This is a genomic window from Halomonas smyrnensis AAD6, from assembly GCF_000265245.1.
GTDB lineage: Bacteria > Pseudomonadota > Gammaproteobacteria > Pseudomonadales > Halomonadaceae > Halomonas > Halomonas smyrnensis.
In genome coordinates this window covers 153,946-177,486 of sequence record NZ_AJKS02000002.1, presented here as the reverse complement: position 1 = coordinate 177,486, position 23,541 = coordinate 153,946, and the positions used below count along the sequence as shown (strand labels likewise).

At 67.6% G+C, this 23,541-nt stretch carries 19 protein-coding genes and 2 tRNA genes; 20 read left to right on the top strand and 1 reads right to left on the bottom strand.

Going from position 1 to position 23,541, the window contains the following annotated elements; genetic code table 11:
• Positions 1-71 precede the first annotated feature (71 nt).
• The 4 genes from dapB to greA all read left to right on the top strand — a co-directional run bounded on the left by dapB (position 72) and on the right by greA (position 6,060).
• Entirely contained in the window at positions 72-878 is an 807-nt protein-coding gene (gene dapB / locus UYS_RS0202900; RefSeq protein ID WP_016853989.1) for a 4-hydroxy-tetrahydrodipicolinate reductase, read from the top strand.
• A 284-nt stretch (positions 879-1,162) separates the two neighbouring features.
• The gene (gene carA, locus UYS_RS0202895; protein ID WP_026068306.1) at positions 1,163-2,308 is read left to right on the top strand and encodes a glutamine-hydrolyzing carbamoyl-phosphate synthase small subunit; all 1,146 of its coding nucleotides are present in this window, start codon (positions 1,163-1,165) and stop codon (positions 2,306-2,308) included.
• 48 nt (positions 2,309-2,356) lie between these two features.
• A complete protein-coding gene (carB, locus tag UYS_RS0202890; protein WP_016853987.1) occupies positions 2,357-5,587 on the top strand; it encodes a carbamoyl-phosphate synthase large subunit in 3,231 nt (1,076 codons plus the stop codon).
• Positions 5,584-6,060, top strand: a complete 477-nt coding sequence (greA, locus tag UYS_RS0202885) for a transcription elongation factor GreA (RefSeq protein WP_016853986.1) — start codon at positions 5,584-5,586, stop codon at positions 6,058-6,060. Before carB ends, greA begins: the two co-directional genes overlap by 4 nt.
• Positions 6,061-6,227: 167 nt before the next feature.
• Here the strand turns inward: greA and yhbY are convergent, their stop codons facing one another.
• Positions 6,228-6,554: a ribosome assembly RNA-binding protein YhbY gene (yhbY, locus tag UYS_RS0202880; protein ID WP_026068305.1), complete on the bottom strand. Its 327-nt coding sequence runs from the start codon at positions 6,552-6,554 to the stop codon at positions 6,228-6,230.
• A gap of 177 nt (positions 6,555-6,731) precedes the next feature.
• On the opposite strand from yhbY, the gene rlmE reads away from it, so the two are divergent.
• The 16 genes from rlmE to UYS_RS0202800 all read left to right on the top strand — a co-directional run bounded on the left by rlmE (position 6,732) and on the right by UYS_RS0202800 (position 23,466).
• Positions 6,732-7,391 carry a 23S rRNA (uridine(2552)-2'-O)-methyltransferase RlmE gene (rlmE, locus tag UYS_RS0202875; RefSeq protein ID WP_016853984.1) on the top strand — a complete coding sequence of 220 codons (660 nt, stop codon included), beginning with the start codon at positions 6,732-6,734 and terminating at the stop codon, positions 7,389-7,391.
• A gap of 186 nt (positions 7,392-7,577) precedes the next feature.
• The gene (gene ftsH / locus UYS_RS0202870) at positions 7,578-9,545 is read left to right on the top strand and encodes an ATP-dependent zinc metalloprotease FtsH (protein ID WP_016853983.1); all 1,968 of its coding nucleotides are present in this window, start codon (positions 7,578-7,580) and stop codon (positions 9,543-9,545) included.
• Positions 9,546-9,641: 96 nt separating this feature from the next.
• Positions 9,642-10,505, top strand: coding sequence for a dihydropteroate synthase (gene folP, locus UYS_RS0202865; protein WP_026068304.1), 864 nt, complete (start codon positions 9,642-9,644; stop codon positions 10,503-10,505).
• Positions 10,498-11,847, top strand: a complete 1,350-nt coding sequence (glmM, locus tag UYS_RS0202860) for a phosphoglucosamine mutase (RefSeq protein ID WP_016853981.1) — start codon at positions 10,498-10,500, stop codon at positions 11,845-11,847. Before folP ends, glmM begins: the two co-directional genes overlap by 8 nt.
• Before the next feature lie 63 nt (positions 11,848-11,910).
• Complete coding sequence (tpiA, locus tag UYS_RS0202855) at positions 11,911-12,660, top strand: triose-phosphate isomerase (protein WP_016853980.1); 750 nt, start codon at positions 11,911-11,913, stop codon at positions 12,658-12,660.
• Positions 12,661-12,665: 5 nt separating this feature from the next.
• Complete coding sequence (gene secG / locus UYS_RS0202850) at positions 12,666-13,034, top strand: preprotein translocase subunit SecG (protein WP_026068303.1); 369 nt, start codon at positions 12,666-12,668, stop codon at positions 13,032-13,034.
• 24 nt (positions 13,035-13,058) lie between these two features.
• Positions 13,059-13,145 (top strand) — tRNA-Leu (locus UYS_RS0202845).
• Positions 13,146-13,268: 123 nt separating this feature from the next.
• Positions 13,269-13,345: transfer RNA gene (locus UYS_RS0202840), tRNA-Met, on the top strand.
• A 222-nt stretch (positions 13,346-13,567) separates the two neighbouring features.
• Positions 13,568-14,029 carry a ribosome maturation factor RimP gene (rimP, locus tag UYS_RS0202835; RefSeq protein WP_016853978.1) on the top strand — a complete coding sequence of 154 codons (462 nt, stop codon included), beginning with the start codon at positions 13,568-13,570 and terminating at the stop codon, positions 14,027-14,029.
• Positions 14,030-14,069: 40 nt separating this feature from the next.
• Positions 14,070-15,563, top strand: coding sequence for a transcription termination factor NusA (gene nusA, locus UYS_RS0202830; RefSeq protein ID WP_016853977.1), 1,494 nt, complete (start codon positions 14,070-14,072; stop codon positions 15,561-15,563).
• 27 nt (positions 15,564-15,590) lie between these two features.
• Positions 15,591-18,107, top strand: coding sequence for a translation initiation factor IF-2 (gene infB / locus UYS_RS0202825; RefSeq protein ID WP_026068302.1), 2,517 nt, complete (start codon positions 15,591-15,593; stop codon positions 18,105-18,107).
• A gap of 16 nt (positions 18,108-18,123) precedes the next feature.
• Entirely contained in the window at positions 18,124-18,543 is a 420-nt protein-coding gene (gene rbfA, locus UYS_RS0202820) for a 30S ribosome-binding factor RbfA (protein ID WP_016853975.1), read from the top strand.
• Positions 18,543-19,469, top strand: a complete 927-nt coding sequence (gene truB, locus UYS_RS0202815; protein WP_016853974.1) for a tRNA pseudouridine(55) synthase TruB — start codon at positions 18,543-18,545, stop codon at positions 19,467-19,469. Before rbfA ends, truB begins: the two co-directional genes overlap by 1 nt.
• Positions 19,470-19,560: 91 nt before the next feature.
• Entirely contained in the window at positions 19,561-19,830 is a 270-nt protein-coding gene (gene rpsO / locus UYS_RS0202810; protein ID WP_016853973.1) for a 30S ribosomal protein S15, read from the top strand.
• 199 nt (positions 19,831-20,029) lie between these two features.
• Entirely contained in the window at positions 20,030-22,165 is a 2,136-nt protein-coding gene (gene pnp, locus UYS_RS0202805) for a polyribonucleotide nucleotidyltransferase (RefSeq protein WP_016853972.1), read from the top strand.
• Positions 22,166-22,257: 92 nt separating this feature from the next.
• Entirely contained in the window at positions 22,258-23,466 is a 1,209-nt protein-coding gene (locus tag UYS_RS0202800; RefSeq protein ID WP_016853971.1) for an MFS transporter, read from the top strand.
• The last annotated feature ends 75 nt before the right edge of the window (positions 23,467-23,541 follow it).

Sequence of the window (23,541 nt, the reverse complement as noted above, 5' to 3'; positions counted from 1 at the left end):
CGGCGCGGCGGCCCCGTGGCCTCTGATATACTCCGGCCATCTTTCGATCCGCCAACGTCAGGAGTCTCCGCATGACCCGTATCGCCATCGTCGGTGTCGCCGGCCGCATGGGCCGCACCCTGGTCAACGCCGTGCAGCAGGATGCCGAAGCCACCCTGGCCGGCGGCATCGTCGAGCCGGGCAGCTCGCTCGTCGGCGCCGATCTCGGCGAGCTGTCCGGCCAGGGCAGGCTGGGGGTCGCCGCGGTCGATTCGCTGGCGCGTATCGTCGACGACTTCGACGTGCTGATCGACTTCACCGCGCCGCAGGTGACGCTTGCCAACCTGGCGTTCTGCGCCGAGCACGGCAAGCGCATCGTGATCGGCACCACCGGCCTGTCCGACGACGAACTGGCCGAACTGGACGGCTACGGCGATCGGGTGCCGATGGTCTTCGCCCCCAACATGAGCGTCGGCGTGAACCTGACCCTCAAGCTGCTCGAGACCGCCGCCAGGGCGCTGGGCGACGAGGGCTACGACATCGAGGTGATCGAGTCCCACCACCGCCACAAGGTCGACGCGCCCTCCGGCACCGCTCTGAAGATGGGCGAGGTGATGGCCGAGGCCCTGGAGCGTCCGCTCAAGGAATACGGCGTGTTCGAACGCGTCGGCCAGTGCGGGCCGCGCACCGACAAGGAGATCGGCTTCGCCACCGTGCGCGCCGGCGACATCGTCGGCGAGCACACCGTGATGTTCGCCACCGAGGGCGAGCGCATCGAGATCACCCACAAGGCCTCGAGCCGCATGACCTTCGCCAAGGGCGCGGTGCGTGCGTCGCGCTGGGTGTCCGAGCGTCCGGCCGGCCGCTATGACATGCAGGACGTCATCGGCCTGAATTGAGCCATCGGTGTGCCGAGGGGGTAGTCGAACGAGCGCGGATGCTTTAAAATCCTCCAAATTTTGGCCGGGCGACGGCCCCTAGCCGCGCAAGCGCTTGTTGCGTCGGCCCAGCATTCCGAGCGAATGACAACAAGCGGGATGAAACCGGTCTTCCATGTCGGGTTTCGTCCCGCTTTTTTACGGGCCTAAGGGCGGTGGGGCGTTTTACCCGTCGGGTGCCTGCCGAGCCTATCCTTGACGAGCTGTCTTTGAAGCTGTCTGTGAACCTATGGGAGGACGTTGCATTGAACAAACCCGCGATACTGGCCTTGGAAGATGGCAGTGTGTTTCATGGCACCGCCATCGGCGCCGATGGGCAAACCAGCGGTGAGGTGGTGTTCAATACGGCCATGACCGGCTATCAGGAAATTCTCACCGACCCCTCCTATACCCGTCAGATCGTCACCCTGACCTATCCCCATATCGGCAACACCGGCATCAATTCCGAAGACGTCGAATCCGGTGCCATCGCCGCCGCCGGCCTGGTGATCCGCGACCTGCCGCTGCTGGCCAGCAACTTCCGCTCCGAACAGTCGCTCTCCGACTACCTGGCCGGCCAGAACGTGCTGGGCATCGCCGACATCGACACCCGCCGCCTGACCCGCATCCTGCGCGACAAGGGCGCCCAGAACGGCGCCATCCTGGCCGGCGCCGACGCCGAGGGCGAGGACGCCGAGGCGCGCGCCCTGGCCGCGGCCAACGCCTTCCCGGGCCTCAAGGGCATGGACCTGGCCAAGGTGGTGTCCTGCCAGTCCGCCTACGAGTGGAGCGAGGGCGAGTGGGCCCTGGGCGCCGGCTACGCCGATGCCGCCGAGGGTGAGCGTCCCTTCCACGTGGTCGCCTACGACTACGGCGTGAAGCGCAACATCCTGCGCATGCTGGCCTCCCGCGGCTGCCGGCTGACCGTGGTGCCGGCCCAGACCCCGGCCAGCGAGGTCATGGCGCTGAATCCGGACGGCGTCTTCCTCTCCAACGGCCCGGGCGACCCCGAGCCCTGCGAGTACGCCATCGCCGCCATCCGCGAGCTGCTCGAGACCGAGCTGCCGATCTTCGGCATCTGCCTCGGCCACCAGCTGCTGGCGCTGGCCAGCGGGGCGACGTCCGAGAAGATGAAGTTCGGCCACCACGGCGCCAACCATCCGGTGCAGGACCTCGATACCGGCCACGTGATGATCACCAGCCAGAACCACGGCTTCGCCGCGGACGAGGCGTCCCTGCCCGAGACCCTGCGCGCGACCCATCGCTCGCTGTTCGACGGCACCCTGCAGGGCATCGAGCGCACCGACCGTCCGGCCTTCAGCTTCCAGGGCCACCCGGAGGCGAGCCCGGGGCCGCGCGATGTCGCGCCGCTGTTCGATCGCTTCATCGAGATGATGAAGGCCAAGCGCTAACCGTCCGATCGCCGCCCCTCGTCCGTCACCTTTTTTGCGGGAAGCACCATGCCAAAACGTACCGACATCCAGAGCATCCTGATCATCGGCGCCGGCCCCATCGTCATCGGCCAGGCCTGCGAGTTCGACTATTCCGGCGCCCAGGCCTGCAAGGCCCTGCGCGAAGAGGGTTACCGGGTCATCCTGGTCAACTCCAACCCGGCCACCATCATGACCGACCCGGTGATGGCCGACGCCACCTACATCGAGCCGATCACCTGGCAGGCGGTGGAGAAGATCATCGAGGCCGAGAAGCCCGATGCCGTGCTGCCGACCATGGGCGGCCAGACCGCGCTCAACTGCGCCCTCGACCTGGACAAGCACGGCGTGCTCGCCAAGCACGGCGTGGAGATGATCGGCGCCAACGCCGATGCCATCAACATGGCCGAGGACCGCGACCTGTTCGACCAGGCCATGAAGCGCATCGGCCTGGAGTGCCCCAAGGCCAAGGTCGCCCACACCATGGACGAGGCCTGGGGCATCCAGGGCGAGCTGGGCTTCCCGGTGATCATCCGTCCGTCCTACACCATGGGCGGCTCCGGCGGCGGCGTGGCCTACAACAAGGAAGAGTTCGAGGAGATCTGCACCCGCGGTTTCGAGCTCTCCAACAACCACGAGCTCCTGATCGACGAGTCGCTGCTGGGGTGGAAGGAATACGAGATGGAGGTCGTTCGCGACAAGAACGACAACTGCATCATCGTCTGCGCCATCGAGAACTTCGATCCCATGGGCGTGCACACCGGTGACTCCATCACCGTGGCCCCGGCCCAGACGCTGACCGACAAGGAATACCAGAACATGCGCGACGCCTCCCTGGCGGTGTTGCGCGAGATCGGCGTCGAGACCGGCGGCTCCAACGTCCAGTTCGGCGTCGACCCGAAGACCGGCCGCGTGGTGGTCATCGAGATGAACCCGCGGGTGTCGCGCTCTTCGGCGCTGGCCTCCAAGGCCACCGGCTTCCCGATCGCCAAGATCGCCGCCAAGTTGGCCGTCGGCTACACCCTGGACGAGCTTTCGAACGACATCACCGGCGGCCGCACCCCGGCGTCCTTCGAGCCGTCCATCGACTACGTCGTGACCAAGATTCCGCGCTTCACCTTCGAGAAGTTCCCCCAGGCCAACGATCGCCTGACCACCCAGATGAAGTCGGTGGGCGAGGTGATGGCGATCGGCCGCACCTTCCAGGAGTCGCTGCAGAAGGCGCTGCGCGGCCTGGAGACCGGCAACGACGGCCTCGATCCCAAGATCACCCGCTTCACCGACGAGGCGATGGCACAGATCAAGGGCGAGCTGCAGGCCGCCGGCGCCGACCGCATCTTCTACGTCGCCGATGCCATGCGCAGCGGCATGAGCGTCGAGGACGTGTTCGCGCTGACCAACATCGACCGCTGGTTCCTGGTCCAGCTCGAGGACCTGATCCTCGCCGAGCAGGCCCTCGCCAAGCGTTCGCTCTCCGAGCTGAGCGCCCGAGAGCTGTTCGGCCTCAAGCGCAAGGGCTTCAGTGATGCCCGCCTGGCGGCGCTGCTCGGCGTGGCCGAGAAGGAATTCCGCAAGACGCGCCAGAAGGCCGGCATCCGCCCGGTCTACAAGCGGGTCGACACCTGTGCGGCCGAGTTCGCCTCCGACACCGCCTACATGTACTCCACCTACGAGGAGGAGTGCGAGGCCGAGGTCAGCGACAAGCAGAAGATCATGGTGCTCGGCGGCGGTCCGAACCGCATCGGCCAGGGCATCGAGTTCGACTACTGCTGCGTCCACGCCGCGCTCGCCATGCGCGACGACGGCTACGAGACCATCATGGTCAACTGCAACCCGGAGACCGTCTCCACCGACTACGACACCTCCGACCGCCTCTACTTCGAGCCGGTGACCCTGGAGGACGTGCTGGAGATCGCCGACAAGGAGCAGCCGGCCGGCGTGATCGTGCAGTTCGGCGGTCAGACCCCGCTCAAGCTGGCCCGCGAGCTCGAGGCCGCCGGCGTGCCGATCATCGGCACCACCCCGGACGCCATCGACCGCGCCGAGGACCGCGAGCGCTTCCAGACCATGATCGACAAGCTGGGCCTCAAGCAGCCGCCCAACGCCACCGCGCGCAGCTTCGACGAGGCCTTCGCCAAGGCCGAGGCGATCGGCTACCCGCTGGTGGTGCGCCCCAGCTACGTGCTCGGCGGCCGGGCCATGGAGATCGTCTACGACGCCTCCGAGCTCGAGAACTACATGACCCACGCGGTGAAGGTCTCCAACGACTCGCCGGTGCTGCTGGACCACTTCCTCAACGCCGCCATCGAGGTCGACATCGACGCCGTCTCCGACGGCCGGCAGGTGGTGATCGGCGGCATCATGCAGCACATCGAGCAGGCCGGCGTGCACTCCGGCGACTCCGCCTGTGCGCTGCCGCCGTACTCGCTGCCGGCCGACGTGCAGGACGAGATGCGCGACCAGGTCAAGCGCATGGCGGTGGAGCTCGGCGTCAACGGCCTGATGAACGTGCAGCTGGCCTGGCAGGACGGCGAGATCTACGTCATCGAGGTCAACCCGCGCGCCTCGCGCACCGTGCCCTTCGTCTCCAAGTGCATCGGCACCTCGCTGGCCCAGGTGGCCGCGCGCTGCATGGCCGGCATCAGCCTGGCCGACCAGGGCTTCGTGGCCGAGATCGTGCCGACGACCTACAGCGTCAAGGAGGCGGTCTTCCCGTTCAACAAGTTCCCGGGCGTCGACCCGATCCTGTCGCCGGAGATGAAGTCCACCGGCGAGGTGATGGGGTCCGGCGAGACCTTCGCCGAGGCCTTCTACAAGGCCCAGCTGGGGGCCGGTGAGGCGATTCCGTCGCTGTCCGGCGAGCGCAAGGCGTTCCTGTCCGTGCGCGAGCCCGACAAGGCGGGTGTTATCGAGGTGGCCCGTTCTCTGTTAACATTGGGCTTCACCCTTTGTGCGACCCGTGGCACGGCGGCGGCCCTTCAAGCGGCCGATCTGCCCGTGGAGATCGTCAACAAGGTCTACGAGGGTCGTCCGCATATCGTCGATCTGCTCAAGAACGACGAGATCGCCTATATCGTCAATACCACCGAGGGCCGTCAGGCCATCAATGATTCCTCGGTGATCCGTCGCACCGCACTCGCCCGCAAGGTTCCCTATGCCACCACCCTGGCAGGGGCCAAGGCCGTTTGTCTGGCGCTCGAGTACGGCAATGCCATCACCGTGCGGCGGCTACAGGAACAGCATGCAGGAGTCAGTCAATGAACAAGGTCCCGATGACCGTCGTCGGTGAGCAGCGTCTTCGCGACGAGCTCGAACACCTCAAGAGCGAGGCCCGTCCTAACGTGATCGCGGCCATCGCCGAGGCGCGCGAGCACGGCGACCTCAAGGAGAACGCCGAGTACCATGCGGCCCGCGAACAGCAGGGCTTCATCGAGGGGCGTATCCAGGAGATCGAGGGCAAGCTCTCCAATGCACAGGTCATCGACGTCACCCAGTTGCCCCAGACCGGCAAGGTGATCTTCGGTGTGACCGTGGGGCTGATGAACCTGGATACCGACGAGGAGGTGGCCTACCGCATCGTCGGCGAGGACGAGGCCGACATCAAGGCCGGTCAGATCTCCGTGACGTCGCCCATCGCCCGCGCCCTGATCGGCAAGGAAGAGGGCGAGGTGGTGCTGGTGCGTACCCCCGGCGGCGACGTCGAGTACGAGATTTCCAGCGTCGAGCACCTCTAAGCGCCAAGCAGCCTCGCTGCAGGCGCCAAGCCGCCCGGAGACGGGCGGCTGGTGTGGAGGCGGCAAATCGGCATAAAAAAGAAGCCCCGCTGACTCTTGTCGGCGGGGCTTCTCGTTGGGCGGCCGTCAGCTATTCTTGGCCGCTTGGCCGCTTGGCCGCTTGGCCGTCAGCGCCGGCCGTGGTGTTCCTCGAAGCGCTTGATGTTGGAGAGCTTCGGGTTGACCCTCGGGTTGTGGCGATAGAAGAGGGCGACCTTGCCGATCTTCTGCACCAGCTCGGCGCCGCTCTCGGCGACCAGGGCCTCCAGCACGGCGGCGCGGTCCTCGCGCTCGGCCAGCGCCAGCTTGACCTTGACCAGTTCGTGATCGGTCAGCGCCCGGTCGAGTTCGGCGAGCACGCCCTCGGTGAGGCCGTTCTCGGAGACCATGACGACGGGGTCGAGATGGTGGCCGATGCTGCGAAATGCTTTCTTTTGTGCCTGTGACAAGCTCATGGTATCTTGCTTCTTCCCGGTTGGCGCGCAGCGCACATGGTACGGTGAATCGCCTCGCGGCGAAAGCGCGGCCGGCTCTCACCGCCTCCTCGACCGGCCCGCAAGGTCAGCTTCCCCATCCCCGGTTTCCGGAATCCGCTCGACCCCCTGTCATCCAGATTTCTCACAGGTGATGCCGTGGCATCTTCCCATGACGCCCGGGCCAAGGGCTCCAAGCGCGGCGCCAGCAAGAGCAGCGCCGGCTGGCTGAAGGAACACTTCGACGACCGCTACGTCCAGCAGAGCTGGCAGGACGGCTATCGCTCGCGGGCCAGCTACAAGCTGCTGGCGCTGGACGAGAAGGACAAGCTGCTGCGCCCCGGCATGACGATCATCGACCTGGGGGCCGCCCCCGGCGGCTGGAGCCAGATCGCCGCCGAGAAGGTCGGCGACCATGGCGTCGTCATCGCCTCCGACATCCTCGAGATGGACGCCCTGGCCGGCGTCGACTTCGTGCAGGGCGATTTCACCGAGGAGGCCGTGCTCGACGAGATCCTCGGCCGCCTCGGCGATCGCCCCGTGGACCTTGTGATGTCGGACATGGCCCCCAATATGAGTGGGATGGCCGCCATCGATCAGCCCCAGGCCATGTACCTGGTGGAGCTGGCCCTGGATCTGGCGCGTCAGACCCTGTCGCCCGGCGGCACCTTCCTGGCCAAGGTCTTCCAGGGCGAAGGCTTCGATGCCTATCTGAAGGAGCTGCGCGGCAGCTTCAAGCGGGTGGTGACCCGCAAGCCGGAGGCGTCCCGGGCGCGCTCCCGCGAGGTCTATCTGCTGGCGGAGGGGTTCCGCGGCTGAGCCGCGCCGCCGGGCGGGTGGCCGATAGTTTCAGGCTAATGCCGCCATGGCCGGACATCATCGCGTGTCTGTGTCACAGTGAGGGCAGGCGCCGTGCCTGGCCTGCTGGCCGAACGGGCGTGGTAGGGTAGTGTCGAAGGGCCAGGCGTATACGGCCGACAGATTCTTGCAATTGAGGGTAGTCCCTTGAACGACATGGCGAAGAACCTGATTCTGTGGTTGGTCATCGCGGCGGTGCTGCTGACGGTGTTCAACAACTTCAGCGTCGAGAATACACCCCAGACGATGAACTATTCCCAGTTCGTCGAAGAGGTGCAGAACGAGCAGGTCCAGAGCGTGACCATCGATGGCTACACCATCAATGGTGAGCGCAACGACGGCTCCCAGTTCCAGACCATCCGGCCGGCGGCGGAAGACCCGAAGCTGATGGATGACCTGCTGGCCCACGATGTCACCGTGATCGGTCAGAAGCCCGAGCAGCAGAGCCTTTGGACGCGGCTTCTGATCGCCAGCTTCCCGATCCTGCTGATCCTCGCCATCTTCATGTTCTTCATGCGCCAGATGCAGGGCGGCGGTGGCGGCAAGGGCGGCCCCATGAGCTTCGGCAAGTCCAAGGCCAAGCTGCTCTCCCAGGACCAGATCAAGACCACCTTCGCCGACGTGGCCGGCTGCGACGAGGCCAAGGAGGAGGTCGAGGAGCTGGTAGACTTCCTGCGTGATCCGAGCAAGTTCCAGCGCCTGGGCGGCACCATCCCCCGCGGCGTGCTGATGGTCGGCCCGCCCGGTACCGGCAAGACGCTGCTGGCCAAGTCGATCGCCGGCGAGGCTAAGGTGCCGTTCTTCTCGATCTCCGGCTCCGACTTCGTCGAGATGTTCGTCGGCGTGGGCGCCTCGCGCGTGCGCGACATGTTCGAGCAGGCCAAGAAGCAGGCGCCCTGCATCATCTTCATCGACGAGATCGATGCCGTGGGCCGTTCGCGCGGCGCCGGCATGGGCGGCGGCAACGACGAGCGCGAGCAGACCCTGAACCAGCTGCTGGTCGAGATGGACGGCTTCGAGGCCAACGAGGGCATCATCGTCATCGCCGCCACCAACCGTCCCGACGTGCTCGACCCGGCGCTGCTGCGCCCGGGCCGCTTCGACCGTCAGGTCACCGTGCCGCTGCCCGACATCCGCGGCCGCGAGCACATCCTCAACGTGCACCTGCGCAAGGTGCCGCTGGGCGACGACGTCAAGCCGTCGCTGATCGCCCGCGGCACGCCGGGCTTCTCCGGCGCCGACCTGGCCAACCTGGTCAACGAGGCGGCGCTGTTCTCCGCCCGCCGCAACAAGCGCCTGGTGGGCATGGAGGAGCTGGAGCTGGCCAAGGACAAGATCATGATGGGCGCCGAGCGCCGCTCCATGGTCATGACCGAGAAGGACAAGCTCAACACCGCCTATCACGAGTCGGGCCACGCCATCATCGGCCTGGTGATGCCGGAGCACGACCCGGTCTACAAGGTCACCATCATTCCGCGCGGCCGCGCGCTGGGCGTGACCATGTTCCTCCCCGAGGAGGATCGCTACAGCCTGTCGCGCCAGCAGATCATCAGCCAGATCTGCTCGCTGTACGGCGGCCGCCTGGCCGAGGAGATGACGCTGGGCCCGAACGGCGTGACCACCGGCGCCTCCAACGACATCAAGCGCGCCACCGAGCTGGCCCACAACCTGGTGGCCAAGTGGGGCCTGTCCGAGGAGATGGGGCCGATCATGTACGACGAGGACGAGTCCCACCAGTTCCTCGGCGGTCCGGGCCAGGGCGGCGGCAAGCTCAAGTCCGGCGAGACGGTCACCAAGCTCGACAAGGAAGTGCGCCGGATCATCGACGAGTGCTACGCCCAGGCCAAGCAGATCCTCGAGGACAACCGCGACAAGCTGGACGCCATGGCCGAGGCGCTGGTGCAGTACGAGACCATCGACGCCGACCAGCTCAAGGACATCATGGACGGCCGTACCCCGCGTCCGCCCAAGGGCTGGGACGACGACGGCCCCGGTCCCGGCGCGCCGATCGGCGAGGCGCCTCGGGAGGAGCCCAAGGCCGAGGACGACGGCGACGAGGAGGAATCCTCCGGTCGCCGTCCCTCCGACCCGCTGGGCGGCCCGGCCGGCAACTGATCCCCGCGAGCTAGATGAACACCGGGCGCCCTGCGGGGCGCCCTTGCCGTGGCAGGGGACGCCATTCCCCGATTCCAGAACACGCCCAGGACAACGATGCACAACAGCGCTCCCACCTCTCTTCAGTGTGGCCGGCACCGGCTCGATCTCTCCTTTCCCCGCGTGATGGGAATCCTCAACGTCACGCCCGACTCCTTCTCCGACGGCGGCCGGCACAATGCCCTCGACGACGCCCTGCGGCGCGCCGAGCAGATGCTGGCCGAAGGCGCGGCGATCATCGACGTCGGCGGCGAGTCCACGCGCCCCGGCGCCGAGGCGGTGCCGGTGCAGCAGGAGCTCGACCGGGTGGTGCCGGTGGTCGAGGCGCTGGTGCGCGAGTTCGATGCCCTGGTCTCGGTGGACACCAGCGCCCCCGAGGTGATGGCCGCCTCGGCCGAGGCCGGCGCCGGCCTGCTCAACGACGTGCGCAACCTGCGCCGCGAGGGTGCCCTGCGCGCCGCCGCCGCCAGCGGCCTGCCGGTGTGCGTGATGCACATGCTCGGCGAGCCCGGCGACATGCAGAACGCGCCTCGCTACGACGCGCCGGTGGAGGAGGCGGTGGCCGACTTCCTCGAACAGCGGGTGGCGGAATGCGAGGCCGCCGGCCTGCGCCGCGAGCGCCTGATCCTCGATCCCGGCTTCGGCTTCGCCAAGAGCGTCGAGCACAACCTGCGCCTGCTCCACCGCCTGGAGCGCCTGGAGGCGCTCGGCCTGCCGCTGCTGGTGGGCATGTCGCGCAAGAGCATGATCGGCAAGGTGCTGGACCGGCCGGTGGAGGAGCGCTTGCCCGGCGGGCTGGCGCTGTCGGCGATGGCCGTCGAGCGCGGCGCGCGGATCCTGCGCGTTCACGATGTGGGGCCGCACGTGGATGCGGTGAACATGACCTGGGCCGTGCTCAAGGAGGGCTGCCACCATGACTAGACGCTATTTCGGCACCGACGGCATCCGCGGCACGGTGGGCGAGCCGCCCATCACCGCCGATTTCATGCTCAAGCTGGGCTGGGCCACCGGCCGGGTGCTGGCCGAGAAGGGCGGGCGCCCGCGAGTGGTGATCGGCAAGGACACCCGCATCTCCGGCTACATGTTCGAGTCGGCCCTCGAGGCCGGGCTGTCCGCCGCCGGCGTCGACGTGATCCTGCTCGGCCCGATGCCGACGCCGGGCATCGCCTATCTGACCCGGGCCTTCCGCGCCAGCGCCGGCATCGTCATCTCGGCCTCGCACAATCCCTTCGCCGACAACGGCATCAAGTTCTTCTCCGCCGCCGGCACCAAGCTCGGCGATGCCGTCGAGGAGCGCATCGAGGCCATGCTCGAGGAGCCGCTGACCACGGTGGCGCCGGATGCCCTGGGCAAGGTGCGCCGGGCCGACGACGCCGCCGGCCGCTACATCGAGTTCTGCAAGTCGACCATCCCCGACCGCGTCGACCTGCACGGCCTGAAGATGGTGATCGACTGCGCCCACGGCGCCACCTACCACATCGCGCCCAGCGTGTTCCGCGAGCTGGACGCCAGGGTGGAGGTGATCGGCGCCGAGCCCGACGGCCTCAACATCAACCACGAGGTCGGCTCCACCCATCCCGCCGCGCTGCGGGCCGCGGTGATCCGCAGCGGCGCCGACCTGGGCGTGGCCTTCGACGGCGACGGCGACCGCGTGCTGATGGTCGACGCCGACGGCCGCGAGATCGACGGCGACGACATCCTCTACCTGATCGCCCGCGACCGCCACGGCCGCGGCGAGCTGGGCGGCGGCGTGGTCGGCACCCTGATGAGCAACTTCGGCCTGGCCGCCGCGCTCGAGGCGATGGGCGTGCCCTTCGAGCGGGCCAGGGTCGGCGATCGCTACGTCATGGAACGGCTGGACGCCAACGACTGGCAGCTCGGCGGCGAGTCCTCCGGCCATATCGTCTGCGGCCACGTCCAGACCACCGGCGACGGCATCGTCTCCGCCCTGCAGGTGCTGGCGATCATGGTGCGCGAGGGCAAGCCGCTCGGGCAGCTGCTCGACGGCCTGGAGAAGGCGCCCCAGGCGCTGGTCAACGTGCGGCTGACGCCGGGCACCGATGCCCGGGCGCTGATGGACGAGGCCTCGCTCAAGTCCGCGGTGGCCGCCGTCGAGGCCGAGCTCGGCGACCAGGGGCGGGTGCTGCTGCGCCCCTCCGGCACCGAGCCACTGATCCGGGTCATGGTCGAGGGGCGTCCGCACCTGGACGTGGACGGCCTGGCCCGGCGCCTGGCGGCCGATGTCGAGGGGCTGCTGTCCTAGGTCGGTTGTCTTGACAGGGCCGCTCCTATACCATTTCGCTCCACCTTGAAAGAGGGAAGCTGCATGCCTACGCCGCTGATCGCCGGCAACTGGAAGATGAACGGGTCCCGTGCCCTGGTCGATGACTTCGGCCGGGCCTTTCGCGATGCCGAGCTGCCGGAAGGGGTGGCCGTGGCACTGATGGTGCCCTTTCCCTATCTGTCAGCGGCCGGCCGGGCCTTCGAGGCCACACCGCTGGCCCTCGGCGCCCAGACGCTGAGCGACCGGCCCTCCGGCGCCTTCACCGGCGAGGTCAGCGGCGAGATGCTGCGCGACTGCGGCGCCCGGATGGTGCTGGTCGGCCACTCCGAGCGGCGGACGCTGTTCGGCGAGGACGATGATGCCGTGCTGGCCCGGGTGCGGGCGGCGCTGGGCGTCGGCCTCGTGCCGGTGCTGTGCCTGGGCGAGACCCTCGAGGAGCGCGATGCCGAGCGCACCGAGGCGGTGGTGCTCGGCCAGCTCGAGGCGGTGTTCGATGCCCTCGACGCGGACGAGCGCGCTAGGCTGGTGCTCGCCTACGAGCCGGTGTGGGCCATCGGCACCGGCCGCACCGCGACCCCGGAGCAGGCCCAGGCGGTGCATGGCGCCATCCGTGCGCGGCTCGCGCGCTACGATGTCGGCCTCGCCGCCGCCACCCAGGTGCTCTACGGCGGCAGCATGAAGGCCGCCAATGCCGTCGAGCTGCTCGCCCAGCCGGACATCGACGGCGGTCTCATCGGCGGCGCTTCCCTGAACGTCGACGAATTCCTAGCCATTTGCCAGTCAGCAGGTTGATAACCATGCAAGTTGCCATTCTCATGATCCACGTGGCGATCGCCATCGCCCTGGTCGTCCTGATCCTGCTGCAGCAGGGCAAGGGCGCCGATGCCGGCGCCTCCTTCGGCGGCGGCGCCTCTCAGACCGTGTTCGGCTCCAGCGGCAGCGGCAGCTTCCTGTCGCGCGCCACCGGCCTGCTGGCCGCGGCCTTCTTCGCCACCTCCCTGGCCCTGGCGTATTTCGCCTCCCAGGCCGGCCAGGCGCCGCAGGAAACCGGCATTCCCGATGCCGAACTGATCGAACAGCAGCAAAATGCCGTGCCGTCCCTTGACGAAGGGTCCTCGGACATGGATAATGCTGCGCCAGTGCTGGAGAGCAGCGACGGCAACTGAGTCGCGTATCCGGCCTCCCCTGATGCCGAAGTGGTGGAATTGGTAGACACGCTATCTTGAGGGGGTAGTGACCTTACGGTCGTGCGGGTTCAAGTCCCGCCTTCGGCACCATTCCTGAAGCCGGTCTGACGATCTCATCGTCGTGCATCGGATCTTCATCGCAGGATTGGCGAAACGGTGAGATGCAGCTTGACGCAAGCGCCGAGTCAGCATAGAATCACCGACCTAGATTGATGCGGGGTGGAGCAGTCTGGTAGCTCGTCGGGCTCATAACCCGAAGGTCATCGGTTCAAATCCGGTCCCCGCTACCATCTTCCTGTCGGGCATGCAGGACCTTTATGGGGCATGCCAGGCGTCGAGAAGTGGTATACAGGTTTCTTGAAAAGCCCCTTCCTGTGAAGGGGCTTTTTGTTAGCGGCCAGCTCGCCGGCAAGCATCGGCGGCGCTGTTCCGGGCAACGCCAATCAGCCACCTGACTTTCCTGTTCACTCCCGGCCAGGTGCCTGATGCAACGGCTGTAGGAGCTTTCTTCCGTGGCAACCAAGGATGCTGCGCTGCACGCGCTGATCGAACCGGTGGTCTCGGCCATGGGGTTCGAGCTGTGGGGCATCGAATACCTGTCCCAGGGCAAACACTCTCGTCTGGTGGTCTACATCGATCACGCCGATGGCGTGAACGTGGACGACTGCGCCGATGTCAGCCGCCAGGTCAGTGCGGTGTTCGACGTCGAGGATCCCATCAGTGGTGAATACCGGCTCGAGGTGTCCTCTCCGGGGATGGATCGTCCCCTGTTCACCCTCGAGCAGTTCGCGCGCTATGCCGGCCACAAGGTGGCCGTGAAGCTGCGCGTGCCGTTCGATGGTCGGCGCAAGTTCCAGGGTCTGCTGGCCGGCGTCGAGAACGACGAGGTGCTGTTGCGGCTCGACGACGAGGAATACTGCTTTCCCATCGAGAGCATCGATCAGGCGCGGGTCGTGCCGCAGTTCGAAGACTGAGGTCGGTGCACAAGGACGGGTTTTCTGGCGAGGCTAAGGCATGAGTAAAGAGATTCTGGCGGTCGTCGACGCGATCTCCAACGAAAAGGGTGTCCCCCGCGAGGTGATCTTCGAAGCCGTCGAGGCGGCGCTGGCCAGCGCGTCACGCAAGCGCTTCGAGGACGAGGAAGCCAGCGTACGGGTTCACATCGACCGCGTCAGCGGTGACTACGAGACGTTTCGCCGCTGGGAGGTCGTCGAGGACGATGACTTCGACGGTCCGGACGCCCAGATCAAGCTGACCTACGCCGAGCGCCGCGATCCGCCGCTGGGCCTGGGTGACGTGGTCGAGGAACAGATCGAGAACGCCGCCTTCGGTCGCATCGCGGCCCAGACCGCCAAGCAGGTCATCGTGCAGAAGGTGCGCGAGGCCGAGCGGGCCGAGGTGGTGCGCCTCTACGCCGACCGCGAGGGCGAGCTGGTCGCCGGCATCGTCAAGAAGACGACACGCGATGGCCTGATCATCGACCTCGGCGAGAACGCCGAGGCCTTCCTGCCGCGCAGCGAGATGATCCCGGGCGAGCGCTACCGCATGAACGAGCGCGTTCGTGCGCTGCTGACCAAGGTCGATCCGGAGGCCCGCGGCGCCCAGCTGATCCTGTCCCGCACCTGCCCCGAGCTGATCATCGAGCTGTTCAGCATCGAGGTGCCGGAAATCGCCGAGCAGCTCATCGAGATCAAGGGCGCGGCCCGCGATCCGGGCTCGCGGGCCAAGATCGCGGTCAAGACCAACGACCGCCGCATCGATCCGGTCGGCGCCTGCGTGGGCATGCGCGGCTCCCGGGTCCAGGCGGTGTCCACCGAGCTCCAGAACGAGCGCGTGGACATCGTGCTGTGGGACGACAACCCCGCCCAGCTGGTGATCAACGCCATGGCGCCGGCGGATGTCGCCTCGATTCTCGTCGACGAGGATTCCCACGCCATGGACGTGGCGGTCGCCGAGGACAACCTGGCCCAGGCCATCGGCCGTAGCGGCCAGAACGTGCGCCTGGCCTCCGAGCTCACCGGCTGGCGTCTCAACGTCATGACCGAAGCCGACGCCGAGGCCAAGCGCGACCAGGAGGTCGATAGCCTGGTCGAGCATTTCATCCAGCACCTGGACATCGACGACGACGTGGCACGCCTGCTCGTCGAGGAAGGCTTCACCTCCCTGGAGGAGGTCGCCTATGTCCCGGCGGAGGAAATGCTGGAGATCGAAGAGTTCGACGAGGATCTCGTCGAGGAGCTGCGCGCTCGTGCCAAGGACGAGCTGCTGAACCTGGCCATCGCCTCCGAAGAGGAGCTCGATGGTGCCGAACCGGCCGACGACCTGCTTGAAATGGACGGCATGGAGCGTCACCTGGCCTATATCCTGGCCAGCCGGGGCATCAAGACCATGGAGGACCTCGCCGAACAGTCCGTCGACGATTTGACGGATATCGAGGAACTGGACGAGGAGCGCGCCGCGGCACTGATCATGACTGCCCGTGCGCCTTGGTTCGAGAGCGAACAGTAAACGGGTCACGGGCTGAGGAGGGTCGTAATGTCAGAAATGACCGTTAAGGATTTTGCAGCGAAGGTGGGGCGTGAAGTGCCCCGCCTGCTGGAACAGATGAAAGAAGCCGGGCTCGAGCACAAGTCCGAGGGCGACGCCGTGTCCGAAGAGGACAAGCGCAAGCTGCTGGACTACCTCACCAAGAGTCACGGCGGGAGCGCCGAGCAGGCCGCGCCCAAGAACCGTATTACCCTGACCCGCAAGACGCGCAGTCGCATCAAGAGCGGCGACCGCGGCAAGAGCATCGAGGTGCAGGTCCGCAAGAAGCGCACCTACGTCAAGCGCGAGGAAGAGAAGCCCGCCGAGGAGCCGAAGACCCAGGACCACGGTCCGCGTCAGCTGGTCGGTGACATGGCGCAGGCCGAGGCCAAGCGCCAGGCCGAGGAAGCTGAACGTGCCGCCGAGCAGGCCGCGCGTGAAGCCGAGGAGAAGGCTCAGGCCGAGAAGGCCAAGGCCGAGGCCGATGCGGCCGCCAAGGCCGAGCCGCAGATTCCGGTGCCCGAGCTGGACACCCCGGCGCAGGCCGAGCAGCCTCCGGCACCGCCGAAGGAAGGTCGCACCGACCGCCGTGCCGCTCCGGCCGGCAAGAAGGCCGGCAAGAAGGGGCGTCACGAGCGCGAAGACGACCGTGGCGACCGCGAGGAGCGTCGTCGCGGCGGCAAGAAGGCCAAGCGCGCCGAGCGTCGCGGCGGCCGCCGCGGTGGCAGCCAGGGCGGCGGCAAGCACGGCTTCCAGAAGCCGACGCAGCCGATCGTCCGTGAGGTCTCCATCCCCGAGTCGATCAGCGTCGCCGACCTGGCCGACAAGATGTCCATCAAGGCGAACGAGGTCATCAAGACCATGTTCACCATGGGCGCGGCGGTGACCATCAACCAGACCATCGATCAGGACACCGCGGCCATCGTGGTCGAGGAAATGGGCCACAAGCCCAAGCTGGTCAAGGATGATGCGCTGGAGACCGAGGTCCTCGAGAACATCTCCTATGAAGGCGACGAGATCACCCGTTCGCCGGTCGTGACCGTCATGGGTCACGTCGACCACGGCAAGACCTCGCTGCTCGACTACATCCGTCGTGCCAAGGTCGCCACCGGCGAGGCCGGCGGCATCACCCAGCACATCGGCGCCTACCACGTCGAGGACGATCACGGCGGCGTGACCTTCCTCGATACCCCGGGCCACGCGGCGTTCACCGCCATGCGTGCGCGCGGTGCCAAGGCCACCGACGTGGTGGTGCTGGTGGTGGCCGCCGATGACGGCGTCATGCCCCAGACCATCGAGGCCATCGAGCACTCGAAGGCCGCCGGCGTGCCGATGGTCGTCGCGGTCAACAAGATCGACAAGCAGGGCGCCGATCCGGATCGGGTCAAGAACGAGCTGTCCCAGCACGGCGTGATCTCCGAGGAGTGGGGGGGCGACACCCAGTTCGTGCACGTCTCCGCCAAGTCCGGCGACGGCATCGAGGGCCTGCTCGAGTCGATCCAGCTGGTCTCCGAGGTGCTCGAGCTCAAGGCCGTCCCCGAGGCGCCCGGCAAGGGCGTGGTGGTCGAGTCCCGCCTGGACAAGGGCCGCGGCCCGGTGGCCACCGTGCTGGTCCAGAACGGCACCCTGAAGAAGGGCGACATCGTGCTCGCCGGCCTGCACTACGGCCGCGTGCGTGCGCTGATCAACGAGCTCGGCCAGCAGGTCGACGAAGCCGGTCCGGCCATGCCGGTCGAGATCCAGGGCCTGGACGGCACCCCGGAAGCGGGTGACGACTTCATGGTCCTCGACGACGAGAAGAAGGCCCGCGAAGTCGCCAACTTCCGTCAGGGCAAGTACCGCGAGGTGCGCCTGGCTCGCCAGCAGAAGGCCAAGCTGGAGAACATGTTCTCCCAGATGGGCCAGGAAGAGGTCGCCAAGGTCAACATCGTCCTCAAGGCCGACGTCCAGGGCTCCCTGGAGGCCATCAAGGGCGCGCTTGAGGAGCTGTCGACCGACGAAGTGCAGGTCGCCGTGGTGTCCTCCGGCGTGGGCGGTATCACCGGTACCGACGCCAACCTGGCACTCGCCAGTGACGCCATCGTGGTCGGCTTCAACGTGCGTGCCGACGCCGCCGCTCGCGAGATCATCGAGCGCGAGGGTCTCGACCTGCGCTACTACAGCGTCATCTACCAGCTGATCGACGAGGTCAAGCAGGCGATGAGCGGCATGCTCGCGCCGGAGTGGAAGGAAGAGATCGTCGGCGTGGCCGAGGTTCGCGACGTCTTCAAGGCACCGAAGATCGGCGCCGTCGCCGGCTGCATGGTGGTCGAGGGCACCGTCTATCGCCACAAGAAGATCCGCGTGCTGCGCGAGAACGTGGTGATCTACGAGGGCGAGCTCGAGTCCCTGCGTCGCTACAAGGACGACGTCAACGAGGTTCGCAGCGGTATCGAATGCGGTATCGGCGTGAAGAACTACAACGACGTCCAGGTCGGCGACAAGATCGAGGTCTTCGATCAGGTCAAGGTCGAGCGGACGCTCTGACCGCGAGGAGCCGATCATGCGCGAGTTCAAGCGTACCGACCGGGTAGCCGACCAGCTCCAGAAGGAGCTGGCGGTACTCATCCAGCGCGAGATCAAGGATCCGCGCCTGGGCATGGTCACCGTCAGCGGGGTCACGGTCAGCCGTGACCTCGGCTATGCCGACGTCTACGTGACGCTGCTCGGCGAGCAGGATGCCGAGCGCATCAAGGAAAACCTCGGCGTGCTCAAGCGCGCCGCCGGTTTCCTGCGCGGGCAGATCGCCCGTCGCATCAAGCTGCGTCACGTGCCGGAGCTGCGCTTCCACTTCGACGAGAGCGTGGTGCGCGGTCAGCAGCTGTCCTCGCTGATCGACGAGGCGGTGGCGAGCGATCGCGACCGTCACGACGACGAGGCCGGGGGTGACGACGGCGAGCGCGGCGAGGGAGAGCGCGACTGATGGCGCGTCGCCGTCGCGGACTGCCGGTGAACGGCGTGCTGCTGCTGGACAAGCCCCAGGGCGCGTCCAGCAACCACGCGCTGCAGCGGGCCCGGCGCCTGTTCCAGGCGCAGAAGGCCGGCCACACCGGCACCCTCGATCCGATGGCCACCGGGCTGTTGCCGGTGTGCTTCGGCGAGGCGACCAAGTTCTCGGCCTTCCTGCTCGACGCCGACAAGACGTATCGCACCCGGGTCGAGCTCGGGACGATCACCGACTCCGGCGACGCCGAGGGCGAGGTGGTCGAGCGCCGCGAGGTGCCGCCCCTCGAGGAGGCCGACCTGCGCGGCGTGCTCGAGCGCTTCACCGGCGAGATCGATCAGGTGCCGCCGATGTATTCGGCGCTCAAGCACCAGGGGCGCAAGCTCTACGAGCTGGCCCGCGAGGGCAAGAGCGTCGAGCGTGCAGTGCGTCGCGTGACGGTGTATGATGCGCGCCTTCTCTCGTTCGAGGGCACGGCCTTCGAACTCGAGGTGCGGGTCAGCAAGGGCACCTACATCCGGACCCTGGCCGAGGACATCGGCGAGGCGCTCGGCTGCGGTGCCCATATCAGCGTCCTGCGACGGCTGGCCACCGGCCCCTTCGGCGCCGACGGCATGCTGACGCCGGAGGCCCTCGAGGCGCTGCCGGACCAGGCCGCACGCGAAGGCGTGCTGCTGCCGGTGGACGTGCTGGTGGCCGACCTGCCCGGGCTGGCCCTGGACGAGGCGGCGGCCAGCCGCCTGCTGCATGGCCAGAGCGCCAGATGTGACACCGGTGAACTGCCGGTCGACGGCCTGGCCAGACTCTATCGCGACGAGACCTTTCTGGGGCTCGGCGTGGTGAGAGCGGCGGGGGAGATCGCCCCGCGCCGCCTGCTGAGCACCGCCGAGGCGGACTCGGCATGAACCGACCCTTCGGGGCCGGCGTGGAGACTGCAAATATGCGTGGTCTCCGACATTCACATCATTCAGGCATATTGCTGAACTGGAGAGACAGATGGCACTGACAGCCGAGCAGAAGGCCGAGATCGTCAACGAATACGGCCGTGGCGACAACGACACCGGTTCCCCCGAGGTGCAGGTGGCCCTGCTGACCGCCAACATCGACGGCCTGCAGGATCACTTCAAGACCAACAAGCAGGATCACCACTCCCGTCGTGGCCTGATCCGCATGGTCAACCAGCGCCGCAAGCTGCTGGACTACCTGAAGCGCAAGGACTTCGAGCGCTATCAGTCCCTGATCCAGCGTCTGGGTCTGCGTCGCTAAGCGACGCCGTCCAGGACGACGCGAAACGGGCAGCCCTCCGGGGCTGCCCGTTTTGCGTTCATGGGTCTTCCTCGATGGAGGGTGACGACGCAAGACGGGGAAATCTCACCCCCTGGTGGCCGCGCCGGGCGACACCCCCTAAAATGGTCGCCGAGTCGAAACGACCCGAACATGAATCGAAAAGCTGAAGGAAGTCGCCGTGAACCCGGTCAAGAAAACGTTTGAGTACGGTCGCAGCACCGTCACCCTGGAAACCGGGCGCATCGCCCGCCAGGCCTCCGGTGCCGTGATGGTCACCATGGACGACACCGTGGTGCTGTGCACCGTGGTGGCGAAGAAGGACGTCAATCCCGCCCAGCCGTTCTTCCCGCTGTCCGTCCACTACCAGGAGAAGACCTACTCTGTCGGCAAGATTCCCGGCGGCTTCTTCAAGCGCGAGGGGCGCCCCACCGAGAAGGAAACCCTCACCTCGCGGCTGATCGATCGCCCGATCCGCCCGCTGTTCCCGAAGGGCTTCATGAACGAGGTCCAGGTCATCTGCACGGTGCTCTCCGCCGACCGTAACCAGGACCCGGACATCGCCGCCATGATCGGCACCTCCGCGGCCCTGGCCGTCTCCGGCGTGCCCTTCAACGGCCCGATCGGCGCCGCCCGCGTCGGCTTCACCGAGGACAAGGGCTACTTCCTCAACCCCAGCGTCGAGGAGCTCGCCGGCTCCGAGCTGAACATGGTCGTCGCCGGCACCGAGAAGGCCGTGCTGATGGTCGAGTCCGAGGCCAGCGAGCTGCTCGAGGACGAGATGCTGGGCGCCGTGCTCTACGGCCACCAGGAGATGCAGGTCGCCGTCTCCGCCATCAACGAGCTGGCCGCCGAGGCCGGCAAGCCGCGCTGGGACTGGCAGCCGGCCGCCGAGAACACCACCCTCAAGGACGCCGTGGCGCTGGGCTTCGAGGCCAAGGTCGGCGAGGCCTATCGCATCACCGACAAGATGGCCCGCCAGGACGCCCTGTCCGCGCTGAAGGACGAGGCCGTGGCCCAGCTGGCCGGTGAGCAGGAAGGCCAGTTCACCGCCGACGAGGTCAAGGGCGCCTTCGCCGGCCTCGAGAAGCGCGTCGTGCGCTCCCGCGTCATCAAGGGCGAGCCGCGCATCGATGGCCGCGACCACAAGACCGTGCGTCCGCTGGACATCGAGGTCGGCGGCCTGCCCAAGACCCACGGCTCCGCCGTCTTCACCCGCGGCGAGACCCAGGCCGTGGTCGTGGCCACCCTCGGCACCCTGCGCGACGCCCAGCTGATCGAGTCGCTGGAAGGCGAGCGCAAGGACCGCTTCCTGCTGCACTACAACTTCCCTCCCTACAGCGTGGGCGAGGCCGGCTTCATGGGCGGTCCCAAGCGTCGCGAGATCGGCCACGGCCGTCTGGCCCGCCGCGGCGTCCAGGCCATGCTGCCGAACGAGGACGACTTCCCCTACACCATCCGCGTGGTGTCCGAGATCACCGAGTCCAACGGCTCCAGCTCCATGGCCTCCGTTTGCGGCTCCTCGCTGGCCCTGATGGACGCCGGCGTGCCGATGAAGGCCCCGGTGGCCGGCATCGCCATGGGCCTGGTCAAGGACGATGACGGCTACGCCGTGCTGACCGATATCCTCGGCGACGAGGACCACCTCGGCGACATGGACTTCAAGGTGGCCGGTTCCGCCGAGGGCGTCACCGCCCTGCAGATGGACATCAAGATCGAGGGCATCAACGAGGAGATCATGGAGCAGGCGCTCCAGCAGGCCAACGAGGCCCGCCTGAGCATCCTCGAGCAGATGAACACCGTGATCGCCAAGAGCCGCGAGGAGGTCTCCGACAACGCGCCCTCCATGGCCACCATCAAGATCGACCCGGAGAAGATCCGCGACGTCATCGGCAAGGGCGGCGCCACCATCCGCAAGATCTGTGACGACACCGGCGCCTCCATCGACCTGGACGACGACGGCACCGTGCGCATCTACGCCGAGGAGAAGTCGGCGGCCAAGGCGGCCATCGACACCGTGCTGGCGATCACCGCCGAGCCGGAAATCGGCAAGCTGTATCGCGGCAAGGTGGTGCGCATCGCCGACTTCGGCGCCTTCGTCAACATCATGCCCGGCACCGACGGCCTGGTGCACATCTCCCAGATCGTGCCCGAGCGCGTCAACGACGTGCGTGACTTCCTCAACGAGGGAGACGAGGCCGTGGTCAAGGTGCTCGACATCGACAACCGCAACCGGGTGAAGCTGACCATCAAGGAGATCACTCCGGAAGAGAAGGCCGCCTTCGAGGCCGAGGAAGCCGAGACCGACGAGCTCTAAGCGAGCGGTCATGAGCCGAACGCCCCCGTGGCTCACGCCGCGGGGCGTTCTCGTTTCGGGGCACCGGCCCCGCCATCGATCAGGGACGACCCATGACGCGCCACGATTCCCCCCCGTCATCCCCCGCCCCCAGGACCGTCACCCAGCGCCGCGACTGGCTGGGCGTGGGCGCGGTGATGATCGGCATCTTCCTGCTGGTCACCGCCGAGCAGCTGCCCATCGGGCTGCTGTCCCAGGTGGCCGACTCGCTGTCCGTGACCTCCGGCACCGCCGGGCTCTTGATCACCGTGCCCGGGGTGGTGGCGGCCTTCGCCGCGCCGCTGCTGCCGGTGGCGGTGGGGCGGCTCGACCGGCGCTGGCTGTTGACCGGGCTGATGACGCTGATGACCCTGGCCAGCCTGCTGGGTGCCATGGCCGACAGTTTTACGACGCTACTGGCCACACGGGTGCTGGTGGGCGTGTGCATCGGCGGCTTCTGGGCCATCGCCGGCGGCCTGGCCTCGCGGCTGGTGGCCCTGGAGCAGGTGCCGCGGGCCATGTCGCTGATCTTCAGCGGCGTGGCCGGCGCCTCGGTGCTGGGCGTGCCGGCAGGGACCTGGCTCGGCGAGCACACCGACTGGCGCATCGCCTTCGGCTCGCTGGCCGGGCTGAGCCTGCTGGTCACCCTTGCCCTGTGGCGGCTGCTGCCGCGCCTGCCGGCGCAGCAGCCGGTGCGGCTGTCCAACCTGGCCGGCCAGTTCGCCAGTCGCGGGGTGCGGGTCGGCGTGGCCGCCACCGCGCTGATCGTGATGGGCCACTTCGCCGCCTACACCTTCGTCAGCCCGATCCTGCAGGACATCGCCGGCATTCCGCTGGCGAGCGTCAGCGCCCTGCTGCTGTGCTATGGCGGGGCCGGGCTGCTGGGCAACTTCCTCGCCGGCACCGCCGCCGGGCGCCGGCCCTACGCCACGGTGCTGGTGATTCCGCTGCTGCTGGCGGTCGCGACGCTGGCCTTCCCCTGGCTGGGGCGCGAGCCGGCGGCCGCGATCGGGCTGTTGATGCTGTGGGGCGCGGTGTTCGGCAGCATCTCGGTGAGCCTGCAGACCTGGATCCTCAAGAGCGCCCTGAATACCGAGGCCGCCACCGCGCTGATGGCCTTCGTGTTCAACCTGTCCATCGGCATCGGCGCCATGGCCGGCGGCCGGGTGGTGGACGCCATCGGCCTGAGCGGCGTGCTGCTCGGCGCCGGCGGGCTGTTCGTGCTGGCCGCGGCGCTGGTGGCGCGCACGCCCTCGCGGGTGGTCGGGCCGCCCCGGGGCTGAGGCCCGGAGGCGCGCGGCAGAACGAAAAAGCCCCCGCTCATCGAGCGGGGGCTTTCTTTCGTGGTGAGGCGTCGT

Excerpts from the sequence above, each read along its gene's own strand:
- glmM (WP_016853981.1), top strand. The coding sequence starts at position 10,498 with ATGACTAGACGCTATTTCGGCACCGACGGCATCCGCGGCACGGTGGGC.
- truB (WP_016853974.1), top strand. The coding sequence starts at position 18,543 with ATGGCGCGTCGCCGTCGCGGACTGCCGGTGAACGGCGTGCTGCTGCTG.
- greA (WP_016853986.1), top strand. The coding sequence starts at position 5,584 with ATGAACAAGGTCCCGATGACCGTCGTCGGTGAGCAGCGTCTTCGCGAC.
- rbfA (WP_016853975.1), top strand. The coding sequence starts at position 18,124 with ATGCGCGAGTTCAAGCGTACCGACCGGGTAGCCGACCAGCTCCAGAAG.
- dapB (WP_016853989.1), top strand. The coding sequence starts at position 72 with ATGACCCGTATCGCCATCGTCGGTGTCGCCGGCCGCATGGGCCGCACC.
- secG (WP_026068303.1), top strand. The coding sequence starts at position 12,666 with ATGCAAGTTGCCATTCTCATGATCCACGTGGCGATCGCCATCGCCCTG.
- folP (WP_026068304.1), top strand. The coding sequence starts at position 9,642 with ATGCACAACAGCGCTCCCACCTCTCTTCAGTGTGGCCGGCACCGGCTC.
- infB (WP_026068302.1), top strand. The coding sequence starts at position 15,591 with ATGTCAGAAATGACCGTTAAGGATTTTGCAGCGAAGGTGGGGCGTGAA.
- rpsO (WP_016853973.1), top strand. The coding sequence starts at position 19,561 with ATGGCACTGACAGCCGAGCAGAAGGCCGAGATCGTCAACGAATACGGC.
- UYS_RS0202800 (WP_016853971.1), top strand. The coding sequence starts at position 22,258 with ATGACGCGCCACGATTCCCCCCCGTCATCCCCCGCCCCCAGGACCGTC.
- tpiA (WP_016853980.1), top strand. The coding sequence starts at position 11,911 with ATGCCTACGCCGCTGATCGCCGGCAACTGGAAGATGAACGGGTCCCGT.
- carB (WP_016853987.1), top strand. The coding sequence starts at position 2,357 with ATGCCAAAACGTACCGACATCCAGAGCATCCTGATCATCGGCGCCGGC.
- nusA (WP_016853977.1), top strand. The coding sequence starts at position 14,070 with ATGAGTAAAGAGATTCTGGCGGTCGTCGACGCGATCTCCAACGAAAAG.
- yhbY (WP_026068305.1), bottom strand. The coding sequence starts at position 6,554 with ATGAGCTTGTCACAGGCACAAAAGAAAGCATTTCGCAGCATCGGCCAC.